The sequence below is a fragment of the Embleya sp. NPDC055664 genome (assembly GCF_053618075.1).
The window spans coordinates 139,391-161,246 of record NZ_JBSHGZ010000025.1 but is presented as its reverse complement, the minus strand read 5'-3'; the positions used below and the strand labels follow the sequence as shown (position 1 = coordinate 161,246).

Below are 21,856 nucleotides of genomic sequence, written 5' to 3'. Positions count from 1 at the left end.
GGTCGGCACGACACCGGCGCCCGTCCGCGACCGACTGGATGCGGCTCGCCGCGCCGGGCCGGCGCATCGTCAGCCGGCGTCCTCGGCCCGTGTCGGCAGGGCCCGTTCGGCGTCGATCGCGGAGCAGCGGCCGACGATCTCGGCGGCCTCGGCGCGAGTCGCGGAATCGGGAGTCACCGGCCGTCGGCGGGCGTGGTGGCTCTCAACGCCATTCGATCAGGTAGCGGTTGCGTGTTCCGGGCGGCAGGTCGACAACCTTGCGTGGGGTCGCTCCCGGGGCGAGGTCTTGTGTGTACAACGATTGCCGGTCGCCCTGGGTCGCGAGGAACGCGATGGAGGCGCCGTCGCGCGAGACCGCCGGGTGATCGGGTTGGCGGTCGTTCGCCGGGAGTAGATCACGCGTGGACGCGACGGCGGAGTAGTCGTCGGCGAAGGTCACCAGGGCCAGGTTGTCGGCGGTGCGACAGATCAACCGATGGTCGTCGAGCCACAGTTGCGGCCCGCACATCGGGGCGGGCTTGTCGCCGGGCAGATACGTCGTCCCCGGAACGTTGCTCCGGTCGAAGGCGCGCGCGGACGACTCGGGTGCCTGCCGGGGTTGCAGAAGGGTCTCGTTGAACGTCGTGAACGCACCGTACGTGCCCGAGGGGTTGGCCGCGAAGCCGGACGAGCCGACGAAGGACGGCATCCAGTGGGTGTTCCCGGTCAGGACCAGACCGGAGCCCTGATCCGGCCCGTGGTCGGTCGTGGGTGCCGCTGCCGTCAGCGGTCGCGACATCACCTTGTGGGCAACCGCGTCGATGTACCAGAGGTCCCCGGTCCGGGGATGGATGACCGCATCGCTCTCCCTGGGCGTGCGGCCGAAGCCTTCATCGGCGGGTGTCGGGCCGACCACCGCCCCGGTGATCAGGTTCACTGCGCCGGCCCGCGCGCCGGTGCCGTTGCCCACGGGCAGCGCGACGGCGACGGTGGTCAGATCGCGATCGAACATCTGCCGCACCGACGAGGCGTTTCCGCCCGACCCGCACCCCCACGCCAGATCCGCCTTGTCGGGCAGGGGCACCTGGACAGCGGCCAATCGGCGACCGTCTCGCGCGGACCACGCCGACAGTTTGAATCCGGTTTCCGAACCCGGCTCGCCGAGACCGCACTCGAACACGATCAACGCATCGGCGGCGGCCAGTTTCGCGCCGTCCACGCCGCCGTCCTTGGCCGTTCCGCCGGGCGAGGGGCCCGTCCGTTCCGCGGGGATCGCCGGCTTCCCGCGCGAGTCCGAGTCGCCGCTGCAGCCTCCGACCGACACCGCCGCACCCAACACGGCCACGACGAACGACATCCTCGCGCGCAATAACCACGTCTGCATGCCGGAGATCGTAAGGAAACGAACACCTCCCCGGCACCCAAACCCGAACGTTGCCGAGCACCGCGCGACCACAGAGTCGGGAGTCGGCGGGCACGAGATCTCGACTGCCCGGCCGAGCCGAGGTCGAGGTCGGGGCGGGGTGAACAGCCACCCCACGAGGCCTGTCGGCGTCGCTGTGCGTCGGGGTCGCGCAGGCCGACTGCGTCATGCCGCCGGAACGGCTCCGCATAGACCAGCGTCCCCGTCATCCATGAAGCGGTCGGGTGTGCTCAGGTCTCGGGCAGGTCGAAAGCGGTGCGGTCGGCGGTGATCAGGTCGCCGAGCAGTGCGCTGGTGGTGGCGGCGAGATCTTGGAACGGGAGGTTCGGGGGCGGCTCGTTCTCGAAGGCGTGTCGGATGGTCCGCGCGAGCAGTTCGGCGTGCTGCTCCGGGCCGCCCGTCGCGGTCGAGCCCTCGGCACGCAGGAAGCCTTCGAAGGTCGCCTGGTAGGCGTAGCCGATCTCGTCCACGCTCAGGTCGTCGCGGAGCAGGCCGTGCTCTGCGAGCAGCGTGAGGTAGCCGCGCGCCGCCGCGGCGTGCCGGTCGTCGCGGGCCGTGTCGGGCGAGCCGGCCAACTTGCCGAGCAGGTGGGGGTCGCCCAGGAGCAGTCCGCGCAGCAGCGGACGGTCCACGATCGCCAGGAAGTACACACGGGCGAAGTTGTGCAGCAGGCAGGTGTGCGGGTCCCGCTGAAGCGCCCGCCGCAGGCTCTCCACCGCGCGGAGTACCTCTCGCGCGAAGACCGCGCCGAACAACTGCTCGCGGGTCTTCCAGTGCAGGTAGACGGTGCCCTTGCCGATGCCCGCCTCGGCAGCCACGTCGTCCATGGTCACCCGCCGGTAGCCGTGGCGTGCCAGCAGATCCGCCGCGACGTCGAGGATGCGCGCGGCCCGTTCGGTGCGCTGATGCGGGTCGCGGAGTCGTTCGGGATGGGCACTCACACTCCCGAGCCTATGACTGGATTCGAGAAATCGTCAAACGACACTTGTGATTGACTAACTTTCGATTTTAGTCATACCGTCACAGCCCGGTGGCGTCACCGCGACCGAGCGGCACCACCGCGACAACAGGAGCCGAGACATGAACACCCCTTCCAAGCCCTCCCGCGGCAAGACGGTCCTGGTCACCGGCGCGACCGGGAACCAGGGCGGCGCCACCTCCCGCCACCTGCTCGCGGGCGGCTGGCACGTCCGCGCCCTCGTCCGGGACGACACCACGCCGGCGGCTCGCGCACTCGCCGCCGCCGGAGCCGAGTTGGTCTGCGGCGACCTGGACGACCGCGCCTCCATCGAGGAGGCGGCACGCGGTGCGTACGGGCTCTACAGCGTCCAGGCCGCGAACGACAACGAACTCGACCAGGGCATCAACGTCGCGAACGCCTCGAAGGCCGCGGGCGTGCGGCACCTGGTGTTCTCGTCGGTCGGCGGCGCGGAGAGCCAGAACCGCTTCTATCTGGAACGGGGTTGGGGGCAGATCGAGAAGTGGCGGATCGAGGAGCACATCCGCGCACTGGGCATACCCGCGACGATCCTTCGCCCCGCCGGGTTCATGGAGGACTTCACCAGCCCCGCGCGGTTCTTCCAAAACGGCTCACTGAACGTCCCGTGGCACGACGACCTGGTCATGCAGCTCATCGCCATCGACGACATCGGCGCCTTCGCCGCCTTGGCCTTCGCCGACCCGGACACCTACCTGGGCCGGGCCGTCGACCTGACCGGCGACCGGCTCACCGCCCCGCGGATCGCCGCGGAGCTCGGCGCGGCGGTCGGACGTCCCGTCCCGCACACCCGGATCCCGATCGACGTCCTGTGGGAACACGCTCCCGAGGCCGCGAAGGTCTTCACCTGGGCGAACGCCACCTTCTACGACACCGACCTCGCCCCGCTGCGTCAAGCCCACCCGGGCGTCATGGACTTCCGTACCTGGCTCGACCGCTTCGGCAGGGCCCGTCTGCTGACCCGGTTCGACGCCGCCGCGGGCCGCCGCGACTGAGCAGACGGGCGAGGGCATGCGCGGCGCCCGGAGTCTCAGACCTCGACCGCGTCCAGCGCGGGGGCGATGACCGCGAAGGCCCGGGCGGTCAGTTCGCCGGGATCAGCGGTGCCGTCGCCGCTGCTCCAGCGGTACAGCACGGTGTCGAACGCGGTGAGCGCCGTGCCCGCGGCAAGCCGGGGGTACAGCGTGGCGTCGGCGTCCAGGCCCTGCCTGCGGGCGAGTTCGGCGGCCAGGTCGTCGCGCCAAGCGGCCTGCTGTTCGAGGAAGCGAGCCCGCAGCGCGGGGGTGTCCAGGATCAGGCGCACGACGCGCAGCGCACGTTCGGCGTAGTCGTCGTGCCCGGCGCACGGGGCGAGGGCCGCCGCGACGGCGGCGTGCAGCGACACGGAAGGGGGTTCGTCGGGCGGGGCTTCGGCGAGCCGGGCGTGCATCGCGGCGCCCATGTCGGCGAAGAACCGGACGATGACGTCCTCTTTGGAGGCGAAGTACCGGAAGAAGGTGCGCTTCGAGACGCCTGCGGCGGCGGCGATCTCGTCGACGGTGACCGCGTCGTATCCGCGTTCGGCGAGCAGGGTGAGGGCGGATCGGCTCAGCTCGTCGGCGACGAGCAGGCGTTTCCGCTCGGCCAGGGTGGTCTCGGTTCGCGGGGTCACCCGCCGATCGTATCGCGATGCCATGCATGACGCATCAAGTCATGGTTGACACCGAGTGACATGGAAGGCAGTGTGTGCCGCATGTCTTCGGAAGCACCACGCCGGCGGTGGACCGCCGACCTCATCCCCGACCAGACCGGCCGTGTCGCCGTCGTCACCGGCGCCAACAGCGGCCTCGGACTGGCCACGGCCCGGGCGCTCGCCCGCCACGGCGCACACGTCGTCCTCGCGGTACGCGACCCGGACAGGGGCCGCCGCGCCGCGGACACGATCACCGCCGAGCACCCGGCCGCCTCCGTCGAGGTCCGCACCGTCGACCTGGCCGACCTGGACTCCGTCCGCGCGTTCGCCACGGCACTGCGCGTCGACCACTCGCGCATCGATCTCCTGGTGAACAACGCCGGGGTAATGGCGCCGCCCCGGACGCTCACCCGCCAGGGCCACGAACTCCAGTTCGCCGTACACCACTTGGGCCACTTCGCGATCACCGGCCTGCTGCTCGGCGCACTCGCGCGCGGACACGACCCGCGGGTGGTCACGGTCAGTTCCACCAACCACCGTCGAGGCCGCCTCCACTTCGACGACCCGACCGGCGAACGCTCCTACTCCCCCATGCGCTTCTACAACCAGGCCAAGTTCGCCAACGCCGTCTTCGGCCGGCAACTCCACCTGCGCCTGAGCGCCGCGGCCGGCCCGGTCCGCAGCGTGCTCGCCCATCCCGGCTACACCGCCACCAACCTCCAGACGGCGGCGCCGTCGGGCGTGGTCAGGCTGCTGTACGGCCGGATCCTGGCCCCGCTCGCCCAAACCCCCGACCGCGGCGCGCTCCCGCTGCTGTACGCGGCCACCTCGCCCGATGTCCGCGGCGGGGACTTCATCGGCCCCGACGGCTTCGCCGAACTCCGCGGCGCACCGACCCGCGTGCCCCTGGCCCGCGCGGCGTCCGACGCCGACACCGGACGCCGCCTGTGGCAGCTGTCGGAAGACCTGACCGGCGTCCGCTTCCCGATCCCGGAACCGGCCGATCGGCCGGCGCCGCCCGGTCGGTAGGGCCTCGGGGACGCTACGGCAGCGGCTCGTGGTTGACCCAGACCACCTTGTACGGGTGGCGGCCCTGCCAGCGCTTGACGAGGTCGACCGCCCCGGGCATGGCGAAGGTCGCGTTCAGGGCGCCGAGGTCGGTCAGGCGAACGGTAAGCGCCGGCACGTCCTGGGCATCCTGGAGGGCTTGGACGAGGAGGCACTGCGGCGCCCCGTACTCCCGTCCGGCTGGACGTGTCTGGGACTGGTGCACCATCTCGCCCTGGACGACGAGAAGTTCTGGTTCCGCGCGGTCGCCGCGGGAGAACAAACGGCGATCGAGGAGATCCTCGGGTCCGAGGACGCGTGGCGGCCCGCCCCCCGGAAGACGGCCGAGGAGATCTTCGCCCTCTACCGCCGGGAAGGCGAACTCGCGGACACCTTCCTGGCCGGCGCCGACCCGGACGCGGCCCCGAGGTGGTGGCCGGACTTCTTCGCCGACCGGCGGTACGACAACCTCCGCGAGGTCGTCCTGCACGTGATCACCGAGACCGCCACCCACGCCGGCCACCTGGACGCCGTTCGCGAACTCGTCGACGGCCGACAGCGACTGGTCATCACCTGACGAGGGAGCCGCGCGGCCCACGGGTTGCGGCGGTGGTCCCCGTGGTGGGCTACGCGACAGCGTCGAGCGAGGTGATGAGGCAGATCCGGCTTGCCGGGGCGAGTCGCACGGCTATCGCTTCCTGCAAAGGGTTCGTGCGGGTAGCCCGCCGGATGATGAGGTGGGCCGGTGACCAAACACGATGAGGCGGCGACTGTCCGACCGTCGACCCTGGCCTGGGTGAGCCGGCATGTGGAGGCCGGTGAACACATTGTCGGAACCGAGGTGCTGTACGGCGGCCTGACCGCCGAGATGCGAAAGCTGACCATCCGCACGCGAGGCGGAAACACCCGCCACCTGGTGCTGCGGACCTTCGTCGACGTGGAACACGCCGAGAACTGGTTGCACCGCGAGGCCGATGCCCTGTCCCTGCTCCCGGGAACCGGCGTGCCGGCTCCCGGGCTGGTCGCGGTCGATCCGACCGCCGCACACTGCGAGCATCCGTCGCTGCTCATGACACACCTGGCGGGCCGGACGGTCCTCGACGACGAGGGCTTGGAGGGGCGCATCCCCCTGTTGGCCCGTCAACTCGTGGCGATTCACGCGTTGCGGCCCGCCCGGCGGCCCCGAGAGTATGTGGCGTTGACGACCGCAGACACTGTCGTGATTCCGAAGGGCGCCGACACGGCGGCCTGGCGCGCCGCCGTCGACGTCATCCGCAAGCCACCGCCGTCCTACGAAGGGCGGTTTCTGCACCGGGACTTCCAGCCGGGCAACGTACTGTTCGACACGCCGCCTTCAAGGCCCGCAGCCGCCCGCATCACGGGGGTCGTCGACTGGGCGGCAACCTCCTGGGGCCCCGCGGATCTCGACGTGGCGCACTGCTCCGTCAATCTCGCGCTACTGCACGGCCCGGCGTGGGGTCTACGGTTTCCCGAGGCGTACGAGCAGGCCGGCGGGGCGCCGGCCGCGGACGCGAACGAACGCCGGTACTGGCTGGTCCGGGACGGCCTGGCAGCCTCGGAGGAAGTGCGGTTGGTGGCGCGGACATGGCGAGAGGCAGGAAGACCAGACCTGACCACGCGAACCGTTGAGGAGCGACTGGATGCCTATGTCACCGCGCTGATGAACGCCCGGACCTGAGCCGAAGCGCGAGGAGACACCGCCGATCATGGGCCTCGAAGCCGGTATCCGGTGGAGGGGGAAACGGGGCTGCCTCCAGGCGGGGGACTCCCTCTCCTGTCGCTGCCAGGGGGCCATGAGCCAGGGCCGCCGGTCCTGTCTATGCTCGGGCCCATGGCACTGGAATGGGAACAGATCATCGTCGACTCCGCCGACCCTGTCGCTCTCGGGCGCTGGTGGGCCGAGGCTCTCGGCTGGGTGGTGGTCGACGAATCCGAGGAGATCATCGAGATCCGACCCGAGCCGGACCGGATGCCGGGGCTGCTCTTCGTGCCTGTCCCCGAGGGCAAGACGTCGAAGAACCGGCTCCACCCCGACTTCCGCCCCGACGACCAGGAGGCCGAGGTCGCCCGGCTGCTCTCCCTCGGTGCCCGGCGCGCCGACACCGTGCAGGGCGAGCAGCACTGGGTGACCCTCCTCGACCCGGAGGGCAACGAGTTCTGCGTCCTGAGCGAGCGGCAGAGCTGAGCGAAAGCGCCGGCGGAAGCGCTGAGCGCAGGCCGCGCCGGGTGTTCGGTGGTGTGCTCAGGAGAAGTCCGCGGCGGTGATGCCGTCGGGGTGGTCGGGGGGCCACTCCACCAGTTCGATTCGGTAGCCGTCCGGGTCGGTGAGCCACGATGTCTTCGGGCCGCGAGGGCCGCCCGGGTACCGGACCGGTCCCGGCTCCAGGCCGGCGGCGGTCAGCCGCTCGACGGTGGCGGCCAGTGTGTCGACCTGGATCGCGAGGTGGTCGAAACCGGTACCCACGTCGACGGGTCCGCCGTCGGAGCGGTGGACCAGTTCGAGCGAGGCCGCCGGTTCGCCGGGGAAGGCGAGAATCGCGAGGTGACCCGCGTCGCCTGCCTGGACCCTGCCCAGTTCGACGTAGCCCAGCGCGGTGTAGAACCCGAGCGAGTGGTCCAGGTCGGTGACACGGTAGGAAACGAAGAGCGTCTTCACGCGGCCTCCTCGGGTCGGCGCACCCGGTGGCGACAGCCGAATCGGGTTGCTCATTCCGGCCTTCATCTCTCCTCCACGAACACGAACAAACACGGACACGGGTGGGTGTCACAGTGGAAGACTGCGGGCGGCGGGCGAACTCATCGCCCCGCCGACGAGGGGATTCCGGAGCAGCAGTCCATCGGTTGCCGTGGTTCGGGCCGCATGACCGGCAGGGTGGGCATCGTGGCGCGCCCCACACCGTGAAGACGATCCCGGGACGGCGTTGCACGCCCGCCGTCCCGGGGTCGCTGTGTTGTGTCACGCGGGGTCGTAGGAGGGTTTCGGGTTGTGTCGGGTCTCCGGTGTCCCGGCGGGTTCGCCGCGGGTGTTGGAGGCGCGTAGCGCGATGGCTCCGGCTGCCACGAGGCAGAGGGCGCCGATGAGCAGGGCCCGCTGGAATCCGGCGGTGAGTGCCTGCGCGGGCGAGGCGTGGGCGGCGAGCACGTGGTTGGTACGGCTGGTCGCGATCCCGCTGAACACGGCCAGGCCGAGCGCCGATCCGAGTTGGAAGGAGGTCGTGATCAGGGCTGCGGCCAATCCGGCCTGATCCTCCGGCACGCCCGCGTTGGCGGCCGTTTGTACACCCGCGTACAGCAGCCCCAGCCCGGTCCCCATGATCACCAACGGAACGAGCAGGTTGCCGAGATAGGTGCCGTCCACCGGGATGCGGGAGAGCCACAGGATGCCGCCGGCGGCGAGCAGCGCACCGGAGACGATGATCGGACGGGTACCGGTGCGCACGAACATCTTCGTCGCCACGGTCGAGCCGAACCCGATGCCGACGCTCACCGGCACATACGCGAGCCCGGAACGCAGCTGCGAATAGCCCAGGACGTTCTGCATGTACAGGGTGACGAAGAAGAACATCGAGTAGAACCCGGCCCAGGCGATCACCTGGGTGGCATCGGCCGCCGCCAGCCCCTTGATCCGGAAGATCGACAACGGGACCAGCGGATGGGCGCGCCGCTGCTCGTTGACCCCGAACGCGGCCATCAGCGCCGCCGAGGCGACCAGTCCGCCGATGGTGCGTCCCGCACCCCAGCCCGCGTCCGGCGCCTTGACCAGCGTGAAGATCAGCAGCAGCATGCCGGCGGTGACCAGGATCGCGCCGAGTGCGTCGAAGTCGCCCGGCACGGACCGGCGGTGGTCGGTCTTCAGGATCCGCAGCGCCCCGAACAGCACCAGCGCGCACATCGGGAGGTTCACGAAGAACACCCACCGCCAGCCGAACTCCTGGGTGAGCAGCCCGCCGAAAAGCAACCCGACCGCCGACGCCGCCCCGCTGATCCCGGCCCACATGCCCAACGCCTTGTGCCGGTCGGCGCCCTGGAACGTGGTGGTCAGGATGGCCAGCGCGGCCGGCGACATCATCGCCGCCCCGAAGCCCTGGGTGAGTCGGCCGCCGACCAGCATCCCCTGACCGGCGGCCAACCCGCAGGCCAGCGAGGAGGCCGCGAACAGCACCGTCCCGGCGATCAGCAGCCGCCGCCGGCCCAGCAGGTCCCCGGCCCGGCCACCCAGCAGCAGGAATCCGCCATAGGTGATCAGATAGCCGCTGACCACCCACTGCAGGTTCTGCACCGAGAACCCCAGATCCGTGCGGATGGTCGGCAGCGCGACGTTCACGATCGAGCCGTCCATGACGTCCAGGAACGTCACGGCGCACAGCAGCGCCAGCGTGATCTTGCCGCGTCCGGTCGCCAGGAACGACCCCTGCGGCGTCGACGCGGTCGTGGTGTCGCTCATGACGCGGCGGCTTCCGGCATGGGGCCGACCTCGACCCCGCCGAACCAGGCCCGCCACTCGGCCGCCGTCCCGGCGTGGGGCGCGTGGTCGGAGGGCGCGCGGAAGGGGAAAACGTACTCGGTCATGGTCTGTGGTCCTGTTCCGTAGGCGGGGCGGCCCCGGACCGGGGCCGCCTCCAACCGGGTGGACACCGGCCCGGCCATGAATCGGGCGCACGGACACCGCCCAATGCGCGGGCTCGGCGGCGTCTGTATCGGTAGGCGCGCCGAACGCCCCTGCGGAAAGAAGAAAAGCGAGGATGATGCATGCCGGTGGAGATGGGGATGGAGACGGAGATGGACACGACCGACCTGATCGCTCGGGCCCGGGCCGGCGACCAGCACGCGTTCCACGACCTGGTCCAGGGCCATTCCCACGAGTTGCAGGTGCACTGCTACCGCATCCTCGGGTCACTGCAGGACGCCGAGGACGCGCTCCAGGAAACCCTCGTGTCCGCCTGGCGCGGCCTGGGCGACTTCGGCCAACGGTCGTCGCTGCGGACCTGGTTGTATCGGATCGCGACCAACCGGTGCCTGAGCATGTTGCGCGCCGACGGCCGCCGCCCCCGTATCGCCCTCCCGCTGCCCGAGGCCACCCTGCCCGAACCCAGCGGCGCCGGGGACGCCCCGTCCTGGTTGGAGCCTTACCCCGACGTACTGCTGGACCGCCTCGTCGACCAGCGCCCCGGACCGGAGGCCCGCTACGAGACCACCGAGGCGATCTCGCTCGCGTTCATCACGGCCCTGCAACTGCTGCCGCCGCGGCAACGCGCCGTACTCGTGCTGCGCGACGTGCTCGGCTACCGCGCGAGCGAGGTGGCCGAGATGCTCGATACCACTCGGGAGTCGGTACAAAGCGCCCTCAAACGCGCCCGCGCCACCGTCGACAACCGCCTCGCCGACGCCGACGTCAATGTCGACGCCAACGCCGACGCCAACGCCGACGGAGCAGGCCGCACAGGCAGCCGCATACCCGCCCGCCGACCCGACACCGCCGCCGAACACCGGCTCGTGACCCGGCTCACCGACGCCCTGGAACGCGCCGATCTGGACGCCCTGATCGACCTGCTCGTCACCGACGTGAGAATCTCCATGCCCCCGGCCATGCTGGAATACCGCGGCATCGAATCGGCCCAACGCTTCTTCGCCGCAGTCACCTTCCGCCCCGGCCGCGGCTACCGCGTGGTACCCACCCGCGCCAACGGGCAGCCGGCCTTCGGCTTGTACGTGGCCGACCCCCACGCCGGCGTCCACCGCGCCTACGCACTCCTGGTCGTCACCACCGCCGGCGATCACATCGCCGCCATCACCGGCTTCACCGCCAACGTCCTGACGCGCTTCGGACTTCCCCGAACTCTCCCCGAACCGGACTGACGGACGTGCGGCGCCGTCCTGTTGCCGGCGTTCCCCTCTTCGGCCGGGACCTGACGGGCCGGTTCGGGCGGCCCGTCAGGTGCGTGTGCTCAGCCGGTCGGGAGCGGGTGGTCGGCCTGGGTGTCGACGACGTCGGCCGGTACGCCCGGCGGGCGCCGCGTGCCGGACAGGATCGGGTCGAACCCGGTCTCGCCGTGGAGGTAGCGGCGGAAGAACGCCGAGGCGTACGCGCTCGTGAGGGTGCGTTGCGTGGGCTCGGTCAGCGAAACCTCGTCCAGTTTGCGATCGTCCTGGGAGAGGCAGGTACCGGGCTTGCTGCCCGGTACCGCGTCGTCCTGCGCGCCGACCTGGCCACTGCTCGGTGACCACTGGGTGTTGAAGAAGGCGTGATTGGCTCCGTGTACGGTGAATTTGTGGATCGGGACGGTGTTCCGTCCGGCGTTCCACTCGAAGTAGTTGCCACCGCGCACCGCGTCGCACGTACCCCACATCACCGCGAACGGGACGCGGGTGACCGGCTCGTTGTCCCAGTTGCCGGTCGGCGCCAGGGCGAACACGCCCTTCACCGTCACACCCGCCGGCCAGTCGCCCCGGCGGAGGTCGGCGGCCTGCTGCATGACCCCGCCGCCGCCCATCGAGTGGCCCACCGTGCCGACGTTCGCCATGTCCACGCGTCCGCGGAAGTCGACCCGGCGGGGCCTGCCGTCGCGCGGATCGGTGAAGCGGTGCGCGAGTTCGCCGCCGCCGGTCGCGGACAGCCGCTGCCACATGGCCAGATGCCGATTGAGCAGGGCGGCTCGGGCGTGGTACACCGTGGGCGCCTGCCCGAACGACGTCGCGTTGATGCCGTTGGTACCGATCGACACCACCACGAAGCCTTGGGCGGCCAAGTCCCGGGCGAGGTAGTCGTATCCGTTCTTGCTGGAGATTTGTTCGGTCCCCGGCGCACACGGCCAACCGCGCAGCTTGCCGCCGGCGATGTCCGCCAACTTCTGCTGTCGCTCGGCTTCGGCGGTGTCGCCGGCCGCCATGGCCGCGTCCCTGGCCTTGAGCGCCGCCGCGAGGTCGACGGAGGCCGGGCGGTCGGCGCAGGTGTCCCACAGACCGTGCTGGATCACCACCAACGGGAAGCGCCCGCGTGCCAGGTCGGTCGGGTAATGGACCACCCCGGCAAGCTCGTTCGCCCCCTCGTACTGGCCCGCCTCGACCGGCGGCGGCACGAAGGCCCGGTCGCCGAGGTTGTATTGCACCGACGCGACCCGGTGCGAGCCGGCTTGGACCCCGCCCGCCACCTTCGCCGCCTCGGCCGGCGCCGGCACCACGAGCAGCGCCGCAACGGCCGCTGCGGCCAGGCACGTTCGGGCCCAACCAGTTCCGATCGTTGCTCGCCGGAAGTCCCGAATCCCCATGTATGCCTCCATGTCTTCGCGCACCGGGCGTCTCGACGACTCCGGCGATCTCAAAGGCATACGTGAATGGGAAGCGAAGGGTTGCAGCGGACGTCGAGCCGACCGGGCACCGTGCTGCCTCGGCCGGGTCGTGCCGGGGCCGCGCCGCCTCCGGGTGGTGGGGTCAGCAGCGGCGGGTGGAGCTCACCTGGTCCCGCTGCGGCGACTGGAGGTTGATGGTCTGGCCGTCGAGAATGTTGAGGATCTTGTTCCTGTAGCCGGCGTCGCGGAACAGGCACCAGTCGTCCTTGGTGTTGTTCCGGACCGACCAAACGTGGTCGTTGAGCCGACCGGACAGGACACTCAGGTCGGAGGCGCCGTCCTCGAGTTCGTAGTGCGCGCCGGTTCCGTTCGCGCCGTAGTAGATGCAGAATTTCCCGTCACCACACGGCCAAGCCGTGCTCGCCGTCGCCGGGGAGGCAGTGATCGCGACGGCTCCGACCAGCAATGCGGCGGCCGTTGCGACGGCGCGCGTCCTGGAGGTCATGGTGGCACTTCCTTTCACGCGGACGGGAGTCCCCCGAAGGTGCCGACGAAATCCCCTTCGCTCCCGATCGCCCACCCGCGACGTCGGTGGCCGGGGCGGCCGACGTGAGGATCGTACGCATCCGCGTGCACTTGCGAGCGCGGCCGAGCCCACGATCACCCGAAAGGATGCTCGTCGACCGCCGGGAGCGTCGCACGAGTGGCGGGTTCGGGCCCGCCGCGCTCTGTCGCGGGTGTGGTGTGTCGTCAGAGGCGGGCGATGACCTCGGCCGACGTCAGGGGCAGCGAGAACATGGGGTAGTCGTAGGTGATGGCGTTCTCGTGCTCCTCCTGGGATGTGGCGGCGACGCAGTCCGACAGGGTGATGACGCGGAAGCCGTTCTCGTACCCGGTGCGCATCGTCGACTCGACACAGCAGTTGGTGAGGAAGCCGCCGAGAATGATCGTCTCGATCCCCTTGCTCCGCAGGATGAAGTCGAGGTTCGTGCTCGCGAAGGTGTCGAGGCCGCGTTTGCCCTCGATCACGATGTCCCCTTCGGCCGGCGCGAGTTCGTCCACGATCGCGGCCCCCCAGGTGTTCTTGACGAAGGCCGAGCCGTCCACGACTCCCTTGAGGATGCCGTACGGGTGACGGGACAGTTCGCCGTATCCGGCGGCGAACGTGATGGGCGCGTGCATGATGGTGACGCCCGCGGCGCGGGCGGCCTCGACCAGGGCCACGGTGTTCGCGAGCATGCCGGTCTTCGCCATCACCGCGGCGACGGCGCCGTTGAGGGCGCCGCCCTCGCTGGTGAAGTCGTTCTGGTATTCGATCAGGACGAGCGCGGTCTTCGCCGGATCGAGGCGGAGGGTCTCGGACATGGCGGCTCCTTCGTGGCCTGGACCGTCAACGGCACCGGCCAGTCTGCCGGACGTGGACGCGGAACACCGGCACAACGACAACCTCGGGCATGGGCCGGTCGGGTGGCGTTCGAACGACTCACCGATTCGGCTCTGCCCTGTCCGTGCCGACGCGCGGTCCGAATCTTGTGGAGTTCGGGGGTCCGCGGATGTCGAGAACGTGTCACCGGCTACGTCCCGGGAACATCAGCAGCGCAGCCGGCACCGGCCGCACGAGAAACAGGGAGACATCGGCATGGCGATTCAGCGGATGGACAACGTCGGGATCGTCGTCGAGGACATGGACGCCGCCATCGCGTTCTTCGTGGAACTCGGTATGGAACCGGAGGGCAGGGGCGAGGTCGAGGGCGGGTTCGCCGACCGCTGTACCGGACTCGAGGGCGTGCACTGTGACATCGCAATGCTCCGGACCCCGGACGGGCACAGCCGGCTCGAACTGGCGAAGTACCGCAACCCCGCACCGATCACCGCCGGGCCGCGCAACCGGCCGCACAACATCCTGGGCACGCACCGCGTCATGTTCGCCGTCGACGACCTCGAGGACACCATTGCCCGCCTGCGCCCCCACGGCGCCGAACTCGTCGGCGAGATCGCCCGGTTCGAGGACACCTACCTGCTCTGCTACCTCCGCGGCCCGGACGGCATCATCGTCGGCCTGGCCGAGCACCTGCGCTGAACAGGGAGGTTACGGCCGGGCGAGGTCGACCGTGTCGGCCGCCGACGCCGGTGAGGATGTCGGGTCACGCGCCGAACCGGGTTGGATGGCGGCCCTGTTCGCGGCCGAGAGGGAACTGCCTCTGACGGGCGGCGGGCGGGTGTGGCTATGGTGCGATCGCAGGGTGCGTGACAGCCGTACACCAGGGGGTCGGCATGTCTTTCGCGACGTTGAGTCGGTGGGATCTGCAATATCCGGTCCTGTACCTCGCCATCACCGGCATCGCATCGGTCTTCGCGCTCGTGTGGCGTCGTCTGGCGCGCGGTCGGGTCGACCGCGACATCGACCGGCACTCGATCCGCGACCACGACATGGCGTTCCTGGCGGGCGGCGCGGCCCGGGTGGCGGACACGGTGCTCGCGGCGCTGCTCGAACAGGGCCGGATCGAGGTCGGGTCCGACGGGCGCGTCTGGGTCTCCTCCCCTCCCGATGTCGACGGGAAGGATGTCCGCGACGACGATCCCGTCGTGGACTGCGTACTCGACGGGCTGCGCCGCGGCCATTCGCGGAGCAGTGCCGTCGAGGCACTGCGCCGGCCCGACGCACCGCTCGTCGCGATGGAGGGGAGTCTGGTCGAGCGTGGTCTGGTCGTCGCGCCCGAGCGCCGGCGCCGGGCTCGAATCCCGACCTACGTGATGCTTGCCGTCGCGGCCGGCGGGATCCCTCTGTTCGTGCTGCTTTCGGCGTTCGGGGGCGGCCTCGAATTCGCGCCCGCGTCCGTGCTCGGTCTGTCCTGCGTCGGCGCGTTCTCCATCGCGGTCACGCTGGGGGACACACCGGTTCGGGCGAGTGCCACCGGACGCCGGGTCGTGAAGGCGATGCGCACCGATGTGAACGCACTTCGGGCCGTACGCCCGGCCGGCGGCGGAAAGGCCCCGAAGACCGCGACGCTCATGGCGGTCGCCTGTCTCGGCCTCACCGCGCTGGAGCCCTCCGCGGCACGTACGGCGCTGCTGAAGTCGATTCGAGGGTCGGGCACTCACGATGCCGAGTTCGCCTCCGACGTGTGGAATTCCCCAACCGGCTGTGCCACCGATGGATGCGGCGGTCACGACGGATGCGGCGGATGCGGATGCGGCGGATGCGGATGCGATTGAGCGAATCGGGCCGCCCGTGTCGGGGTGCGTGTAGGAACGGCTGCGTCCAGTGGGCGGGGTTGCATCCAGCCCGTAGTACGCCCCCGCGAGGTCTTTGCTCAGCGGCGACGGTGTCCGTGTCACCGCCGAGGTCGATCGCCGCCCGCATCATGTCGTCGAAGCCGGCAGTGGTGCGCAGTGCCAGACGGCGGAGCCCAGGCAGGGTCAGACGAAGATGCCTCTCGAAGCAGACGACCTGGATCTCAACTCCCACGCCGGGATGGCGACCTGGCGCAACCTGCCATCGGTGACCGCCGCCTGACCGGCAAGACCGGCACTGCTCCCGCCCTTCGGCACAATGCCCACGCCCGCGACGCCGCTGACCGCTCACCCTGCTCGGACCCACATGAACTGCGGCGAAGCCGTGCCGCGAGAGGCTGCGCCGTCTTCGAGTCGAACTGGTCGGCTGCGCCGAGCCGGGGCGTGGAAGAAGGGCCTGAGTTCATGGATGCGAGGGCGTCGCGTACGGGCGCGTTGGCGTCGTCCTTCACGGTGGCCCGGACCACGGCACCGGCGGTGGCCACTTGAAATCGCCGAGACGCCCTGCCGCGTCTATCCTTATAGGAGACGTCCGTAGAGGATTAAGTAGTACCTCCGGCGCCGATTAGCGCGGACCACTGCCCGGCCACCGCTGAGACCCTCCCGGAACTGACGTGTTCCCTGGACCTGCGTTTGCCAACGGAGTCCCAACGGAATTAGGAGTTCCGATGGACACTGTCACCTTCACCATGAAAGCCGCACAGGACGTCAAAGCCGGCCAAGCGGTCCGCACCACTGGATCACCGACCACCGTAACCCCTGCTGTCGAGAAGGAAAAGTTGCATACCACTCCGTTCTTTGGGGTTGCTCTGGAAAGGGCCGACATCGGACATGACGTCACAGTTCAAATAGGCGGTATTTTCAATGTCCCGCTGGACCCCGGTCGGGCCGGCGCGGTTGGCGTCGACAGCTCGGGACGAATCGTGCGCGCTTCGAATGCAAAATGCATGAGCGCTCCGAACTGGATCGGCGACTGTGATAATTCGGGAATGGTGACCATCCGGCCCCACCGCGACACGCGGCTGAACGTGCTCGACTTTGGAGCGATAGGGGACGGAAAGGCCAACGACACGGGCCCACTTCAAGCAGCCCTGGACTGCGCAACGCGATTCAAAGCGCTGGATTGCAAAACGGGATTCGATACGGAGCAGGTGTCCGACGGCAAAGTCGTCTACCTTCCTCCAGGAGACTATCGGATTACCAGCCCTCTTGTCGTCAGACAGCATTGCATTCTGGAGGGAGCTGGGGGGCGTGTCCTCAGTGGTACTAAAAATACTCGCATACTTGCAGATGTAGTAGGCAGACCCGACGATCCGAAGCCGGCAGATTTCAACCTCTCCAGGGCGACCGGTATCGGTCCGGTCGGAGGGGAAACCGTCTATTGCGCAATTGCCCTGACGGGCGCCTGGACCACCACCTCCGAATCGGCTGAAGTGCCCTCTCGTGCTCGTGCGGACTATGCTGAGATTCGTCAGTTCACCCTCGAGTCGTGCCCCGACCAAGGGATATCTGCTAAAACCTTTCATCAAGCCCGGCAAATGGACGCCGTACGGGTTCTGGCAACCGGCTCATTGATCGCGTCGATTGGGGTCTCTGGCTTCAGGCGTAACGGAATAACGATATACGCAAGCGATCCGCCTTTTACGCCGCACGCTGATGCCAACGAAACGCAGATACGCGATTGCGTTCTCGATAATAATGGCCAACATGGGCTCGATATCGGCGGCGAGAGTCAGGGCAACAACGAGACCAACGCCATGCTGATCATGAGTGTTGACGCCTCCGGTAATGGGCGTGATGGAATTCATGATAATTCGTTTTTGGGCTGCACCTTCATTGCGTGTCACACCGCAGCAAACAAGCACCGAAACATCAGCTCCGAGCACAGTTCAATCACGTACTCCGTGTACCTCGGCTGCTACGCCGAAGTGGATGCGCCAGCGGTATTCAAGGGAGGGAATATCGCTGTAGTCGGAGGGGACATGGATATCACCCCAGACTCGACGTACTGGGGCTATGGCGCCGTCAGAGGAGGACCTGGACCCTCGGCCCTGAAAGTAAACAATAACTTTTCCAAGGTGGAATTTTATCGGATCGTCCTGGGGGGTATTTACATCGACCAGGGTGAGCTGAAGACGGGCGGGGAAGGATCCATAGCGCAAGGATACCTGTATCGAGCGCAAAATTCCGGGCGTACTCGCGGGGTTGTTCTTCCCGACCATCCGAGTGGTGAGCCTGGTTGGAAGACAACGACCGGGAGCCTGACAGAAGATGGCGGTGTGACATGGGAATGCTTGGGCAAAGTGGAGCCGGGCGTCGACGCCGGACCAATGGTCATAACGTCCAACACCCTCGGAAGCAAATCGGATTCCACGATCATTCAGGATTTTGATTCTGTCCCGCTGGACAGTCATTTGAATCCCGTCGGCAATGGGTCTTCCCTCTTCCGTACCCAAGTCCGGACAGATCGTCCTCCTGACACTCGCAAGGGCAGGATTGAAACGTCCATGCTGAGCGGAGCGCCTTTCCATACGTACTATCAAACCGCGTACGAGAACGGTCCGGTTCCCGGCGCGCTGATGCTTCCGGAAGCGTGGATTGGAAGACCTGACAATAACGGTGAGCGGCGAATCGGTGTAGTTTATAGCGGAACTCCCTTCGATACCTCGGTGGGTAGCTGCTACTTCTACCGCCCGGGTGATCTGATCCTCAATGCCTACAATGATTCAACGCGCCAAGGCCCGATCGGGTGGGCGGTGCAGGCTCCCTGTGGAAGGGGGAAACTGGCTCGTACCTGGACTCCCGGGACGCACTACCAAATAGGGCAAACCGTCAAGTCGACGCCTGCCAATGACTTCGTGTATCTGTTGACGACATACAAACCCGGTGACCCGTTGGACCCGCACCTCAAGGTCTCCGGTCCAAGTCAGCCGTCGTCCTGGAACCCGAACCAGCCCCAGCAGGTTGGAGCGGTGACTGAGGACAATTACCTAGAGTGGGTGACACTCTATGACTTGGATGTTCCCGCAAACAGAAGGTGCCTTGAACAGATTCCACAGAGCGTGCCGGATCAGAAAAACTCGAACGCGACGGAAATTGGCAAGCTGAGGGAGGATTTCAACGCACTTCTTGCCAAGCTGAGAGCGGCGCACCTGTTGGATTCCGCCATCGAGTGAGCTGGGCGTGGTGAACGTTGATGGCACAAATTGGGCGCCCAGCTCAGCGTGGAGCTCGCATAGCAGGCGGCACTCGGCGGGGGCTCCTTGATTCCCGGCAACGATCGGCAGGAGCGTCGCCGTTACCGGAGCGCCGTTGTGGCGGGGTGTCATCCCGGCCCTCGGCGAGCTTGAAGAGGATGTTCTGTGGGAGGGCGACTCCACCGCGGCCCGCGCCCGCCGGCCGGCCACCACCTTCGGCGCGACGTCGATGAACAGATCCGGCGCAACCCGATCGCCCACGCTCACGTTGCCCGGCGCTTCCTTGACAGCGTCCTTACCGGAACCTCGTGTCGGGGCGAGGACCGCCGCCCGGGCATCACCGGGGCGGCGGGGCGGCGCACCGTCAGCGGCGGCCGGTGGTCAGGACGACCAGGAACTGGCCGCCTCCCGCCTCGACGTCGGCGGTCACCGGCAGGCCCGGTACCAGTCGGGAGAACCGGTCCACGAGCCAGTCCGCCGCCTCCCGGGCGTCGCCCTCGGTCGGACAGCGGCCCACGATCTCACGGCCCCCCTTGCGCTCCAACCTCGCGGCAACGGCGATCAACGGCGCGGGTTCGACCACGTACAGGCGCTCCGGCCAGGCGATGGCCACCTTGACCGCGCCCTTGCGGCTGTTGCACCCGCGGTGCGCGAGCCGCTCGGCGACCTTGGCCTTCCGGTCGGCGGTCCGACTGTCGACGCTGGGCCCTTGCGGGTCGTTCACCGACTTGTCGAGGTCGACCTGTTCGTCGCACACCCAGCATCGCCGGCCGTCGCGTTCGGCCACGTCATCAAGAAGACTCATTCGAGCAAACTAGCCTGTCCGGCGGCCGTCCCCGCACACCAGGACCTCGGCGGAGCCTCGGAGGCAGGCCCGACGCCCGATTCGGTCAATCCCGCGGCGCCGTTTCGGGAGCGACGTCCTCGGGCAGCAGCGGCCGCATGAATGTGCGCTCGTAGCGCACGACGCACCCGCTGTCGTCGCGAATGCGGTCCGCCGCCACGAAGTCGGGGTCCACGCCGAACAGTTCGCGATAACGCTCGTAGGCGGCCAGGCCGGGGAAGCTGAACAGGGCCAGGGCCCGGTCGCTCGCCCCCTCGGCGGGCAGGAAGTAGCCGTGGTGAGTCCCGCCGTGACGACCCACCAGTTCCATCCAACAACGCCCGAAGCGTTCGAACGCCTCGATCTTGCCGGGATCGATCGTGTAGTGGACGACGCAAGTGATCATCCGCGTACTCTTCCCCGCCTCGGGGATTCCATCACGGCTCGTGCCGGATCATTCCGGAGCCGCTACGCCGCAGGCAACGAGTGACGCCCGCACCTCGGCGAGTGTTCGTCGTGCGAGTTCGCCGAAGGTGTCGTCGTTGGCCGTGTCCGCCCAGCGCTGGTAGGCGATCTTCCAGGCGAGTACGCCCAGTTCGGCGGCCACGCGGGCGGTCAGGTCGGGCACGCCGCGGCGCTCGAGCGCGTCGATCATCGACGCGGTGAGGCCGAGTCCCTTCAACGCTTCGCGTTCGCGCAGTTCCGGATTGGCGGCGATCACCGCCGACCTCCGGGCGCCGAACTCGCGACGATCGGGCGTGAAGACCTGCGCGCCGATCATGTCCAGAGCATGCGCCACCGCTTCGAGCGGACCGGCCCCGGCCGGCGCCGCGTCGAGCCCGTCGACGAGCAATCCGGTCATGCCGCCCCCGCCGAACAGCACCTCCCGCTTGTCCGGGAAGTGCCGGAAGAAGGTGCTCTTCGTGAGCCCGGCGCGCTCCGCGATCTCGATCACCGTCGTGTTCTCGTAGCCCCGTTCCTCGAACAGTTCAAGGGCGGCGAGGACGAGTCGCTCGGGTGCGTCGGGTTGCCATCGGGCCATGAGGACATCGTACGGGACTTGGTCCCGTCACTGGTGTTACGGTGATGAGACCAAGTCCCGTCACGTTTCCGCTGGAGATACGCATGAGCCGAGCCGTTGTCTACGAGACGTTCGGAGGACCCGAGGTGCTGGAGGTGCGAGAGGTCGCCGAACCGCATGCCGGGCCGGGCGGGATCCGCGTTCGCATCACGGCGGCCGGTCTGAATCCCATGGACTGGGGTATCGCCGCGCAGCCCGAGGTCGCGGCCCGCTTCGGCGTCACCACACCATCCGGCTTCGGTTTCGACTTCGCCGGGGTCGTCGACGAGGTCGACACTCGCGCCACGGGTTTTGCCGTGGGCGACCGGGTCTTCGGCGGCGCGCTGGGCAGGGCCGTCGCCGATTTTGTGGTGGTCACGACGCCCACCGAGGCGACCGGGCCGCTCTGGCACACGCCGGAGGGCATCGGCGACGAGGTGGCGGCCACGCTTCCGGTCGCCGGCATGACCGCCGCCGCCGCGTTGGCGGTGATGGAACCGCGTTCGGGCGACACCGTCCTGGTCGGCGGCGCCGCGGGGGGTGTGGGCGTGTTCGCCATCCAACTCACGAAGCTCGCCGGCGCCAGGGTGATCGGGACCGCGGCGGAGAGCACGTTCGAGTTCCTGCGCCGGTTCGGTGTCGAGCCCGTGGCCTACGGCCCCGGATTGGCGGAGCGGGTACGGGCCCTGGCGCCGGAGGGCGTGATCGCGGCGACCGATCTGTTCGGCGTCGAAACCGCCCAGACGGCGCTCGCGCTCGGTGTGCCGCCCGAGCGGATCGCCACGATCGCCGCAGGGCCCAATCCTCCCGGCGGCGTCCGCGCGACCGGCGGTTTCGACGCGGACCCGAATGCCATGAAGCAAATCACCGACGCGATCCTCGACGGCAGGATCACCGTACCGATCGCCGCGACCTTCCCGATCGAGCGGATCCGCGACGCGGTGACGCTTCAGGCCGGACGCCACGTCCACGGCAAGATCGTGATCACGCCGGGACCTCGTCTGCGCTGAACGACGCGCCCACGCTCCGTTCGTCGCGGCGCCGGGCTCAGACCCAG

General features: G+C 68.8%; 23 protein-coding genes. 10 read left to right on the top strand and 13 right to left on the bottom strand.

Annotation, left to right across the window (positions count from 1 at the left end; all coding sequences use genetic code 11):
* Nucleotides 1-202: 202 nt before the first annotated feature.
* On the bottom strand, nt 203-1,363 hold the full coding sequence (locus ACWGR4_RS32450) for a hypothetical protein (protein WP_452131807.1): 1,161 nt from the start codon (nt 1,361-1,363) through the stop codon (nt 203-205).
* A gap of 269 nt (nt 1,364-1,632) precedes the next feature.
* A complete protein-coding gene (locus tag ACWGR4_RS32445) occupies nt 1,633-2,343 on the bottom strand; it encodes a TetR/AcrR family transcriptional regulator (protein ID WP_452131806.1) in 711 nt (236 codons plus the stop codon).
* Nucleotides 2,344-2,482: 139 nt separating this feature from the next.
* Between ACWGR4_RS32445 and ACWGR4_RS32440 the strand changes: the two genes are divergently transcribed.
* Nucleotides 2,483-3,394: an NmrA/HSCARG family protein gene (locus ACWGR4_RS32440; RefSeq protein WP_452131805.1), complete on the top strand. Its 912-nt coding sequence runs from the start codon at nt 2,483-2,485 to the stop codon at nt 3,392-3,394.
* A gap of 35 nt (nt 3,395-3,429) precedes the next feature.
* Here ACWGR4_RS32440 and ACWGR4_RS32435 read toward each other — a convergent pair whose 3' ends face one another.
* A complete protein-coding gene (locus ACWGR4_RS32435) occupies nt 3,430-4,074 on the bottom strand; it encodes a TetR family transcriptional regulator (RefSeq protein ID WP_380010589.1) in 645 nt (214 codons plus the stop codon).
* A 57-nt stretch (nt 4,075-4,131) separates the two neighbouring features.
* Here ACWGR4_RS32435 and ACWGR4_RS32430 point away from each other — a divergent pair, with 57 nt between their 5' ends.
* A complete protein-coding gene (locus ACWGR4_RS32430; protein ID WP_380010592.1) occupies nt 4,132-5,100 on the top strand; it encodes an oxidoreductase in 969 nt (322 codons plus the stop codon).
* A 13-nt stretch (nt 5,101-5,113) separates the two neighbouring features.
* Here the strand turns inward: ACWGR4_RS32430 and ACWGR4_RS32425 are convergent, their stop codons facing one another.
* On the bottom strand, nt 5,114-5,257 hold the full coding sequence (locus ACWGR4_RS32425) for a hypothetical protein (RefSeq protein ID WP_452131809.1): 144 nt from the start codon (nt 5,255-5,257) through the stop codon (nt 5,114-5,116).
* A gap of 3 nt (nt 5,258-5,260) precedes the next feature.
* Between ACWGR4_RS32425 and ACWGR4_RS32420 the strand changes: the two genes are divergently transcribed.
* The 3 genes from ACWGR4_RS32420 (at nt 5,261) to ACWGR4_RS32410 (ending at nt 7,324) form a co-directional block, all read left to right on the top strand.
* The gene (locus tag ACWGR4_RS32420; RefSeq protein ID WP_452131808.1) at nt 5,261-5,695 is read left to right on the top strand and encodes a mycothiol transferase; all 435 of its coding nucleotides are present in this window, start codon (nt 5,261-5,263) and stop codon (nt 5,693-5,695) included.
* Nucleotides 5,696-5,863: 168 nt separating this feature from the next.
* On the top strand, nt 5,864-6,817 hold the full coding sequence (locus tag ACWGR4_RS32415) for a phosphotransferase family protein (RefSeq protein ID WP_380010603.1): 954 nt from the start codon (nt 5,864-5,866) through the stop codon (nt 6,815-6,817).
* Nucleotides 6,818-6,970: 153 nt separating this feature from the next.
* Nucleotides 6,971-7,324, top strand: a complete 354-nt coding sequence (locus tag ACWGR4_RS32410; RefSeq protein ID WP_380010606.1) for a VOC family protein — start codon at nt 6,971-6,973, stop codon at nt 7,322-7,324.
* Nucleotides 7,325-7,381: 57 nt separating this feature from the next.
* On the opposite strand, the gene ACWGR4_RS32405 is transcribed toward ACWGR4_RS32410, so the two are convergent.
* The 3 genes from ACWGR4_RS32405 to ACWGR4_RS32395 form a co-directional block, all read right to left on the bottom strand.
* Nucleotides 7,382-7,795, bottom strand: coding sequence for a VOC family protein (locus tag ACWGR4_RS32405; RefSeq protein WP_380010609.1), 414 nt, complete (start codon nt 7,793-7,795; stop codon nt 7,382-7,384).
* A gap of 300 nt (nt 7,796-8,095) precedes the next feature.
* Nucleotides 8,096-9,583, bottom strand: coding sequence for an MFS transporter (locus tag ACWGR4_RS32400; RefSeq protein ID WP_452131804.1), 1,488 nt, complete (start codon nt 9,581-9,583; stop codon nt 8,096-8,098).
* Nucleotides 9,580-9,708 (bottom strand): hypothetical protein, encoded by a 129-nt coding sequence (locus tag ACWGR4_RS32395; protein WP_452131803.1) that lies wholly within the window; start codon nt 9,706-9,708, stop codon nt 9,580-9,582. Before ACWGR4_RS32395 ends, ACWGR4_RS32400 begins: the two co-directional genes overlap by 4 nt.
* Before the next feature lie 180 nt (nt 9,709-9,888).
* On the opposite strand from ACWGR4_RS32395, the gene ACWGR4_RS32390 reads away from it, so the two are divergent.
* Nucleotides 9,889-10,995, top strand: a complete 1,107-nt coding sequence (locus ACWGR4_RS32390; RefSeq protein WP_452131802.1) for a sigma-70 family RNA polymerase sigma factor — start codon at nt 9,889-9,891, stop codon at nt 10,993-10,995.
* A gap of 89 nt (nt 10,996-11,084) precedes the next feature.
* On the opposite strand, the gene ACWGR4_RS32385 is transcribed toward ACWGR4_RS32390, so the two are convergent.
* The 3 genes from ACWGR4_RS32385 to ACWGR4_RS32375 form a co-directional block, all read right to left on the bottom strand.
* Entirely contained in the window at nt 11,085-12,404 is a 1,320-nt protein-coding gene (locus ACWGR4_RS32385; RefSeq protein ID WP_452131801.1) for an alpha/beta hydrolase, read from the bottom strand.
* 163 nt (nt 12,405-12,567) lie between these two features.
* Entirely contained in the window at nt 12,568-12,930 is a 363-nt protein-coding gene (locus ACWGR4_RS32380; RefSeq protein ID WP_380010624.1) for a peptidase inhibitor family I36 protein, read from the bottom strand.
* 245 nt (nt 12,931-13,175) lie between these two features.
* Complete coding sequence (locus ACWGR4_RS32375) at nt 13,176-13,790, bottom strand: cysteine hydrolase family protein (RefSeq protein WP_380010627.1); 615 nt, start codon at nt 13,788-13,790, stop codon at nt 13,176-13,178.
* A gap of 274 nt (nt 13,791-14,064) precedes the next feature.
* Here ACWGR4_RS32375 and ACWGR4_RS32370 point away from each other — a divergent pair, with 274 nt between their 5' ends.
* The 3 genes from ACWGR4_RS32370 to ACWGR4_RS32360 all read left to right on the top strand — a co-directional run bounded on the left by ACWGR4_RS32370 (nt 14,065) and on the right by ACWGR4_RS32360 (nt 18,895).
* Nucleotides 14,065-14,505: a VOC family protein gene (locus ACWGR4_RS32370; protein WP_452131800.1), complete on the top strand. Its 441-nt coding sequence runs from the start codon at nt 14,065-14,067 to the stop codon at nt 14,503-14,505.
* Between the two features lie 194 nt (nt 14,506-14,699).
* Entirely contained in the window at nt 14,700-15,641 is a 942-nt protein-coding gene (locus ACWGR4_RS32365) for a TIGR04222 domain-containing membrane protein (RefSeq protein ID WP_452131799.1), read from the top strand.
* A 746-nt stretch (nt 15,642-16,387) separates the two neighbouring features.
* Complete coding sequence (locus ACWGR4_RS32360) at nt 16,388-18,895, top strand: capsid cement protein (protein ID WP_452131798.1); 2,508 nt, start codon at nt 16,388-16,390, stop codon at nt 18,893-18,895.
* A 385-nt stretch (nt 18,896-19,280) separates the two neighbouring features.
* Here ACWGR4_RS32360 and ACWGR4_RS32355 read toward each other — a convergent pair whose 3' ends face one another.
* The 3 genes from ACWGR4_RS32355 to ACWGR4_RS32345 form a co-directional block, all read right to left on the bottom strand.
* Complete coding sequence (locus ACWGR4_RS32355) at nt 19,281-19,721, bottom strand: hypothetical protein (protein WP_380010642.1); 441 nt, start codon at nt 19,719-19,721, stop codon at nt 19,281-19,283.
* Nucleotides 19,722-19,806: 85 nt separating this feature from the next.
* The gene (locus ACWGR4_RS32350) at nt 19,807-20,145 is read right to left on the bottom strand and encodes an NIPSNAP family protein (RefSeq protein WP_380010645.1); all 339 of its coding nucleotides are present in this window, start codon (nt 20,143-20,145) and stop codon (nt 19,807-19,809) included.
* Between the two features lie 48 nt (nt 20,146-20,193).
* Nucleotides 20,194-20,781 carry a TetR/AcrR family transcriptional regulator gene (locus tag ACWGR4_RS32345; protein ID WP_380010648.1) on the bottom strand — a complete coding sequence of 196 codons (588 nt, stop codon included), beginning with the start codon at nt 20,779-20,781 and terminating at the stop codon, nt 20,194-20,196.
* Nucleotides 20,782-20,864: 83 nt separating this feature from the next.
* On the opposite strand from ACWGR4_RS32345, the gene ACWGR4_RS32340 reads away from it, so the two are divergent.
* Nucleotides 20,865-21,809 (top strand): NADP-dependent oxidoreductase, encoded by a 945-nt coding sequence (locus ACWGR4_RS32340; RefSeq protein ID WP_452131797.1) that lies wholly within the window; start codon nt 20,865-20,867, stop codon nt 21,807-21,809.
* Nucleotides 21,810-21,856 lie beyond the last annotated feature (47 nt).

Bases quoted from the DNA above. Each gene is read 5' to 3' on its own strand.
- ACWGR4_RS32340 (WP_452131797.1), top strand. From the start codon at position 20,865: ATGAGCCGAGCCGTTGTCTACGAGACGTTCGGAGGACCCGAGGTGCTG.
- ACWGR4_RS32380 (WP_380010624.1), bottom strand. From the start codon at position 12,930: ATGACCTCCAGGACGCGCGCCGTCGCAACGGCCGCCGCATTGCTGGTC.
- ACWGR4_RS32435 (WP_380010589.1), bottom strand. From the start codon at position 4,074: ATGGCATCGCGATACGATCGGCGGGTGACCCCGCGAACCGAGACCACC.
- ACWGR4_RS32375 (WP_380010627.1), bottom strand. From the start codon at position 13,790: ATGTCCGAGACCCTCCGCCTCGATCCGGCGAAGACCGCGCTCGTCCTG.
- ACWGR4_RS32370 (WP_452131800.1), top strand. From the start codon at position 14,065: ATGGCGATTCAGCGGATGGACAACGTCGGGATCGTCGTCGAGGACATG.
- ACWGR4_RS32430 (WP_380010592.1), top strand. From the start codon at position 4,132: ATGTCTTCGGAAGCACCACGCCGGCGGTGGACCGCCGACCTCATCCCC.
- ACWGR4_RS32365 (WP_452131799.1), top strand. From the start codon at position 14,700: ATGTCTTTCGCGACGTTGAGTCGGTGGGATCTGCAATATCCGGTCCTG.
- ACWGR4_RS32360 (WP_452131798.1), top strand. From the start codon at position 16,388: ATGGACACTGTCACCTTCACCATGAAAGCCGCACAGGACGTCAAAGCC.
- ACWGR4_RS32355 (WP_380010642.1), bottom strand. From the start codon at position 19,721: ATGAGTCTTCTTGATGACGTGGCCGAACGCGACGGCCGGCGATGCTGG.
- ACWGR4_RS32450 (WP_452131807.1), bottom strand. From the start codon at position 1,363: ATGCAGACGTGGTTATTGCGCGCGAGGATGTCGTTCGTCGTGGCCGTG.
- ACWGR4_RS32410 (WP_380010606.1), top strand. From the start codon at position 6,971: ATGGCACTGGAATGGGAACAGATCATCGTCGACTCCGCCGACCCTGTC.
- ACWGR4_RS32400 (WP_452131804.1), bottom strand. From the start codon at position 9,583: ATGAGCGACACCACGACCGCGTCGACGCCGCAGGGGTCGTTCCTGGCG.
- ACWGR4_RS32345 (WP_380010648.1), bottom strand. From the start codon at position 20,781: ATGGCCCGATGGCAACCCGACGCACCCGAGCGACTCGTCCTCGCCGCC.
- ACWGR4_RS32440 (WP_452131805.1), top strand. From the start codon at position 2,483: ATGAACACCCCTTCCAAGCCCTCCCGCGGCAAGACGGTCCTGGTCACC.
- ACWGR4_RS32390 (WP_452131802.1), top strand. From the start codon at position 9,889: ATGCCGGTGGAGATGGGGATGGAGACGGAGATGGACACGACCGACCTG.
- ACWGR4_RS32395 (WP_452131803.1), bottom strand. From the start codon at position 9,708: ATGACCGAGTACGTTTTCCCCTTCCGCGCGCCCTCCGACCACGCGCCC.
- ACWGR4_RS32385 (WP_452131801.1), bottom strand. From the start codon at position 12,404: ATGGGGATTCGGGACTTCCGGCGAGCAACGATCGGAACTGGTTGGGCC.
- ACWGR4_RS32350 (WP_380010645.1), bottom strand. From the start codon at position 20,145: ATGATCACTTGCGTCGTCCACTACACGATCGATCCCGGCAAGATCGAG.